Here is a 5,845-nt window from a genome sequence, read left to right on the forward strand (position 1 = left end):
ATCATAGAATCCGGGGAAGGTGTCCTTTGTATCCTGACGCTGTTGGAATAGCAAGCGGCGGCCTGTCGAAGTGTCTCGTGCCAGCCAGCAGTGAAAGGTATGGTGCCAGTAACCCTCGGCATGTGCTTCTTGTCGGGAGGCCGTACCCAGGGGGTTGTCCTCATCGTCATAGATATCCAGAAGCTCGCTAGTCATCGTGGTTCCTCCTTATCATAAGCGGAAAATCAAAGTCTACCTTACAGTATAACGTGTTTTCCGCTCCGACGATATGATGGTCGATGTGGAATGTGGAGTAGCTTTTGGGGTATGCTGGGAACATGGGGATTTGCGCCATAACATAGGTTTATGATGGAAAGGAGCGATTTTACATGGAATGTATTGTACATTTCCGAGTTATGCATCCAGAGGAGCCCAAAGAACTGCGCGGGTTGATTATGCTGGAAAGTGGAGGCAAGCCGGGGATCGATCAAATAACAGATATGTTCAAAAATATGGGCTATGATGTGCGTCCAGACAATCCGGAGGAATTGATTTTTAAACCAGTCGATGCCAGAGCCAACTATACATATATCCGGGTTATTGAGCTGGATACGGGTGAGGAAGTTTACCATGAAGACAGGGATTTGCGCGCGATTTTGGAAAATTTGCTGAATAAACATTAATTAAAGATCAGGAGAGCTGACCGCTGGAATGGGATCAAGCGATCCTGTCGCCATTCTTAGGAACGGAGAACCAATGATGAGATTGTATATTATCCGACATGCAGACCCCGATTACCCTAACAATACCATCACGCCAGAGGGACATTTGGAGGCCCAGGCACTGGCCAAACGGCTGTCTAGTCACGGTCTGGACCGCATTTACGTCTCACCTATGGGGCGGGCATTGGATACGATGCGCTACACCGCCGACTCTCTCGGTATGACTTATGAAGTGGAAGACTGGACGCAGGAGCTGGCCCTAAAGCTGGAGGAAACTCCATACGGCCGTCTTTCCCATTGGGATTTGCCTGGTGAAGTGATTCGGTCTGAGCTGCCTCTGCCGACTCATGACTCTTGGAAGCAAATATCCTATTACCAAGGGACGCAAAGTCCCGAAATCTTCGAGCGGCTGAAGGTTCATTCTGATGAATTTTTGAAGCGGCAAGGCTTTGAAAGGGTGGAGGGCAGGTACCGAATTTTGAAGCACACGGAAGACAGAGTAGCCGTATTTTGTCATGGCGGCTTCGGGCTAACCTGGCTTGCACATCTGCTGGAACTACCGTTGGCTTTGGTCTGGTCCGGTTTTTGGATGCCGCCTAGCTCCGTAACTACCATCTTGTTTGATGAACGCTCCAAGGAATGGGCAGTTCCCCGTTGCATTGGCTTCGGTGATGTCTCCCATCTGTACGCAGAAGGTTTGCCTGTCAGACCGCGGGGAATTATCACTAACTTCAACTAATATTGTTTGAGCCATGCTAAAAACGGCTTAAGACGATACACCGTCTTAAGCCGTTTGTTGTCTTCATAGGAGTGCGGGTTGTGTCAGCGTGCTTCAACGAATCCCTCTAGCTTGGAAGTGCAATGTGCGCATCGAGTAGCAGCTATAGGGATTTCGGACAGGCAATGCGGGCACTCCTTGATCGTTTTTTCCTGAGGAGGCTTTTCCTGCTCTTTGCGCTTCAGCATGTTAATCCCTTTGACCAGCATGAACACACAGAAGGCCACGATGAGGAAGTCCAGCAGGACATTGATAAACTGACCATAGGCAAGGACTGCAATTCCTGCTTCCTTGGCTTGTGCCAGAGTCTTGCGTGTACCGTCAGCATTTAGAGGATCAGCGGCTTGTAAAGCTACATATAGGTCTGGAAAATTCATACCGCCCAGGAGTTTACCAATCGGAGGCATAATAATATCGTTTACTACAGAAGTGACAATCTTGCCAAACGCTCCACCAATGATAACACCGACCGCGAGGTCAATCACGTTACCCCGTACAGCGAATTCTTTAAATTCTTTAATAAAACCTTTTCCGTTCATATGAGTGCTCACCTTCTTTGCATAAAATCATTTATCTATAATACATGCTCTATCAATTGAGGGCAATTCCAAATTGATATATTGCACTTTGTCACAAAATCACATGTTCATTTGTCTTCTGTATGTAAACCAATAATGGAGGCGATGTATCGTGAGTTTAAGATTTAACCACAGAGCAGTGAGTCCTAGTACATTCAAAGCAATGATGGAGATGGAAAAGTATATTTCCGGTCGTTTTACAGACAAAGTATTGTACGAACTGCTGAAAATTAGAGTATCGCAAATCAATGGCTGTTCCTATTGCCTCGATATGCATGCAAAGGATTTGCTAAAACTAGGGGATTATGCTGACCATATTTTGCAGCTTGCTTTATGGCGGGAGGTTCCTTTGTTCACGGAAAAAGAACGTGCTATGCTCGAATTAGCTGAAGCGGTCACTCATATCTCAGTGCAAGGGGTACCTGCAGACTTGTATAATCGTGTCAGAGAACATTTTACAGAGGAAGAGTACTTAGATTTGATCACTGCCATTAATGTGATCAACAGCTGGAACCGAATTGCCATCGCGACCGGGATGTATCCAGGCAGTCTTTAATGAACAGGGGGCTACGCTTTGACTGGCAAAGAACAAGGGATTGAACAAGAATCGATGGAATTGGTGGATGTAAGTCTGGAGGAGCTGTATCAAAAATATCGCAAATATTCTTTTGCCATTGCTTATCGCATGCTTGGAACGGTTACGGATGCCGAGGATGTGGTTCAAGACTGTTTTGTCGAGTTGGAGAATAAGCCCCTAAGTGATATACAGAATCCTAAAGCTTATGTAGCCAAAATGACGATGAATCGGTGTCTGAATCTACTGAATTCTGCGCGTAAGCAAAGAGAGACGTATGTAGGACAGTGGCTACCGGAGCCGCTAGGTGAGAGTGCAGACCTCCCTGCTGATTGGTTAGAACGTAAAGATATGATATCTTACGCATTTCTGGTTCTATTGGAGCAGCTAAAACCGATAGAGCGGGCTGTTTTTGTGCTGAGAGAAGCTTTTCAATATGACTATAAAGAAATTGCAGAATTACTGGGAAAGACCGAGAGCAATTGTCGTCAGTTGTTCAGTCGTTCCCGTCGTATTCTATCTTCCGGAGAAGCTGCTTCCGAAGCTCCAAGCCGTCCTCACATAAATAACTCTTCGCGGGTAAAACTGCTGGAACGGTTTACAGCCGCCTTTCTCGCTTACGATGTCACTGCTATGCTGGAGCTACTGGCTGAACAGCCTGTATTTGTATCAGATGGTGGAGGTAAGGTGCATACCGTGATGAGGCCGATGGTTGTACGCAAAGGCGTTCTCGCCTTGTTGACCTCTCGTCGGGTATTAACTGTTTTACGAGAACGAGATGTGGTCCACACCGTCATCAATGGTGAGGTTCAGCTGGCATTTCTGAAAGACGGCGAAGTGAAAGAAACTTTATGTTTCAGGCTGGCACCTGACGGGGAGCATATTCAACATTTTTATTTGATGGTCAATCCAGATAAGCTGGGATACGTTCATATATGACAAGACCAACGAAAAAAACCTTGAGTCCTTGCTGAGGATCAAGGTTTTTTGCTATTTTCATAACTGCCGGGCTTGATGAAGAGCCAAATCTCCTACCCAGGGAAGCTTAAGCCATTTTCCTTGTCCCGCACGAATTAACAGGATAATCCACAAAGCAAGGCTAACCAGTGTTAGCAGGGAAGCAAGGAAAGGACCGAGTAGCGGAATGAATCCGACCAGCACATGTCCGATCATGAGGGCTGCAAAAAAAAGTATGGATTGCAGTGCGTGAAATAATACAAATCGGCTTTTCTTCTCCAGCATGACAAAGGCCAGCGCGCCAATAAATGAGAACAAATAGCACAGGACAGCTGCTATATTTTCATCCAATCCTGTGGAAGACTTATAGACTGACATGTCAGGCATATCCTCCTTTATAAATGATTCAAAGCTAAGTCTCCGTACTATACAAGCTATGAGGACAGGATTGAAGGATATGCCCGATCTCGGTAAAAAAGTTGGTTCTACACTAACTCATTGAACCACTTCCACCTTACAAATTGCCTGATAGTCTTTCCCGAGAATCCGTTTCGGCTCCCGCCAAACGTTTTAGAAACGTCTTTCGCCAGCTTACGGACAATTCTTCCACTTCGAGGATTTGTTTAATACCCTCGATATGATCCTTCTCTTGATGCATAATTCGATTGGCAAATGAAACCGTAACTGCTTTCGGATGACGATGAAGGAGGGATAGTTCGTCAGCTTTAGAGGCAACGCCCTCTTCCAGAACGCGGAAGTAGAATCCCGTGTAGCCTGTTTGCTGTACCTTCAAGGGCATGTCCGGTACGCCGTACTTGATGGACAACTTGTAGCAAGGCTGTCTCGGCTGGCTAACTTGAACGATTGCTTTGCCAAGCTTAAAAACGTCTCCAATACAAACGTCGGATTCCAGCAAACCCTTTATCGTTAAATTTTCCCCGAACGCGCCGTAATCGAGCGGTCTCTGCAATTCATTTTCCCAGAACGAGTAGTGTTCATAGGGATAGACGCATACTGCTTTCTCTTTACCCCCGTGATGAACTAGATCGCCCTGCCCATCCCCTTCGAAGTTTAGATAGGATAAATACAGATGTTCACCTGTGGCTGACTTGAATATCCCGGTAGAAACGTCCTTCTGATTAAAACGAATCTGCTTGGGCATGCCGACATTAAGTGAAAGGATTTTAATAGATGCCATTCGGATCACCCCTACTCTTTTTACATGTCAGTAATTCCTCTTTTGACTCTGTTCGTTCCCGTTTCCATTTTACACCCTACACTCCTCCATGCGCCATGTGCGAGTTTTCGATTAGTCTCCATTAAAGTGATAGAGTCCCTTTTGGGCAACTCATCGTACTGCGAGCGATGTTCCCTTTCGATCATACCCGATCTCGACAGATAACTCGGACAACACATCATCCAGCAGCAGGATAGGATACTCCTCAAATTAGAGAATGTGTATAAAAATACGAAAAAGGCTGAACGAAAAGGATTCGTTCAGCCTTTTAAACGGTTATGCACATGTTTTGCACATGTTGTACATACTTTATCCACCGCATATAAATATTTATCCACAAAAATAACATGGTTTATACACAAACTGTGCACAATCTGTAGACAATATTACGATTATTCATACTTTGTACACAGTTTGTCCACAGATTATCAACATATTGAGAGTAAGTGTGGATATACTACCTCAATTATCGGTCACCGCGTTGTAAATGGCGGCGTGGATGTGTGATTTTACCCATTTTATTCTCGTCATCCTCTTTGGGGATAAGTCGTTCATCGGTACGTCCTTCGTGATGGTTATCAAAGGCGTATTCGGTCATTTTCCACTCGGAAGTACCCAAAACAACATCAGCGGGGAAGTGCTGGCCTCTGTGCAAATGTTGCTCATGTCCATCCTCATCCACATAAATACCATCCACTTCTACCTTTTCACCCGTAAGTGGGAGTAAATCCTTTCCTTTGTGTTCCATTGGTATCCCCTCCGTCTGGCTTATTCCTCGTTAATTTGTCCGGACAGAGGTTCTTTTATCCACAAGCTGCTGCAAAATGTCTTCGGCAATCTGGTCTGCGGGATGAGGTTTGCGAAGTGACTCAATCGCCTGCTTCATTTCCTCGGCAAGAGAGGGCGAGGAGATCAGATCCAGACAATGCTGAATCAGTTCCTCCGTGGTGCGAGCAATGCGGGCAGCTCCTTTTTGCTGCAGATACAGAGCATTATTTAGTTCCTGACCAGGTACGGGTT

9 protein-coding genes and 1 pseudogene are annotated in these 5,845 nt (G+C 45.7%); 4 read left to right on the plus strand and 6 right to left on the minus strand.

The genetic code is table 11. The features are described from left to right. A partial coding sequence (locus AC5V8P_RS22555) for an NUDIX hydrolase (protein ID WP_495473883.1) occupies positions 1–195 on the minus strand: 195 nt, incomplete at its 3' end. A gap of 173 nt (positions 196–368) precedes the next feature. Here AC5V8P_RS22555 and AC5V8P_RS22560 point away from each other — a divergent pair. After that, positions 369–662: a hypothetical protein gene (locus AC5V8P_RS22560; protein ID WP_063211304.1), complete on the plus strand. Its 294-nt coding sequence runs from the start codon at positions 369–371 to the stop codon at positions 660–662. 76 nt (positions 663–738) lie between these two features. Further along, entirely contained in the window at positions 739–1,440 is a 702-nt protein-coding gene (locus tag AC5V8P_RS22565) for a histidine phosphatase family protein (RefSeq protein ID WP_063211632.1), read from the plus strand. 83 nt (positions 1,441–1,523) lie between these two features. On the opposite strand, the gene mscL is transcribed toward AC5V8P_RS22565, so the two are convergent. Further along, the gene (gene mscL, locus AC5V8P_RS22570; RefSeq protein WP_064796658.1) at positions 1,524–2,018 is read right to left on the minus strand and encodes a large conductance mechanosensitive channel protein MscL; all 495 of its coding nucleotides are present in this window, start codon (positions 2,016–2,018) and stop codon (positions 1,524–1,526) included. Positions 2,019–2,169: 151 nt separating this feature from the next. Between mscL and AC5V8P_RS22575 the strand changes: the two genes are divergently transcribed. Both AC5V8P_RS22575 and AC5V8P_RS22580 read left to right on the plus strand, forming a co-directional pair. Further along, entirely contained in the window at positions 2,170–2,613 is a 444-nt protein-coding gene (locus AC5V8P_RS22575) for a carboxymuconolactone decarboxylase family protein (protein ID WP_064796657.1), read from the plus strand. A gap of 18 nt (positions 2,614–2,631) precedes the next feature. Beyond that, positions 2,632–3,570 (plus strand): sigma-70 family RNA polymerase sigma factor, encoded by a 939-nt coding sequence (locus tag AC5V8P_RS22580; protein ID WP_064796656.1) that lies wholly within the window; start codon positions 2,632–2,634, stop codon positions 3,568–3,570. Between the two features lie 57 nt (positions 3,571–3,627). On the opposite strand, the gene AC5V8P_RS22585 is transcribed toward AC5V8P_RS22580, so the two are convergent. From AC5V8P_RS22585 to AC5V8P_RS22600, 4 genes and pseudogenes are all read right to left on the minus strand, one after another. After that, positions 3,628–3,966: a DUF4870 domain-containing protein gene (locus tag AC5V8P_RS22585; protein WP_064796655.1), complete on the minus strand. Its 339-nt coding sequence runs from the start codon at positions 3,964–3,966 to the stop codon at positions 3,628–3,630. A gap of 136 nt (positions 3,967–4,102) precedes the next feature. After that, a complete protein-coding gene (locus AC5V8P_RS22590) occupies positions 4,103–4,786 on the minus strand; it encodes an MOSC domain-containing protein (RefSeq protein WP_064796654.1) in 684 nt (227 codons plus the stop codon). Positions 4,787–5,291: 505 nt separating this feature from the next. Next, on the minus strand, positions 5,292–5,573 hold the full coding sequence (locus AC5V8P_RS22595) for a hypothetical protein (protein WP_063211316.1): 282 nt from the start codon (positions 5,571–5,573) through the stop codon (positions 5,292–5,294). 30 nt (positions 5,574–5,603) lie between these two features. Next, positions 5,604–5,845, minus strand: a pseudogene (locus tag AC5V8P_RS22600) (MGDG synthase family glycosyltransferase); the annotation flags it as partial.

The organism is Paenibacillus sp. N119s (genome assembly GCF_059447605.1).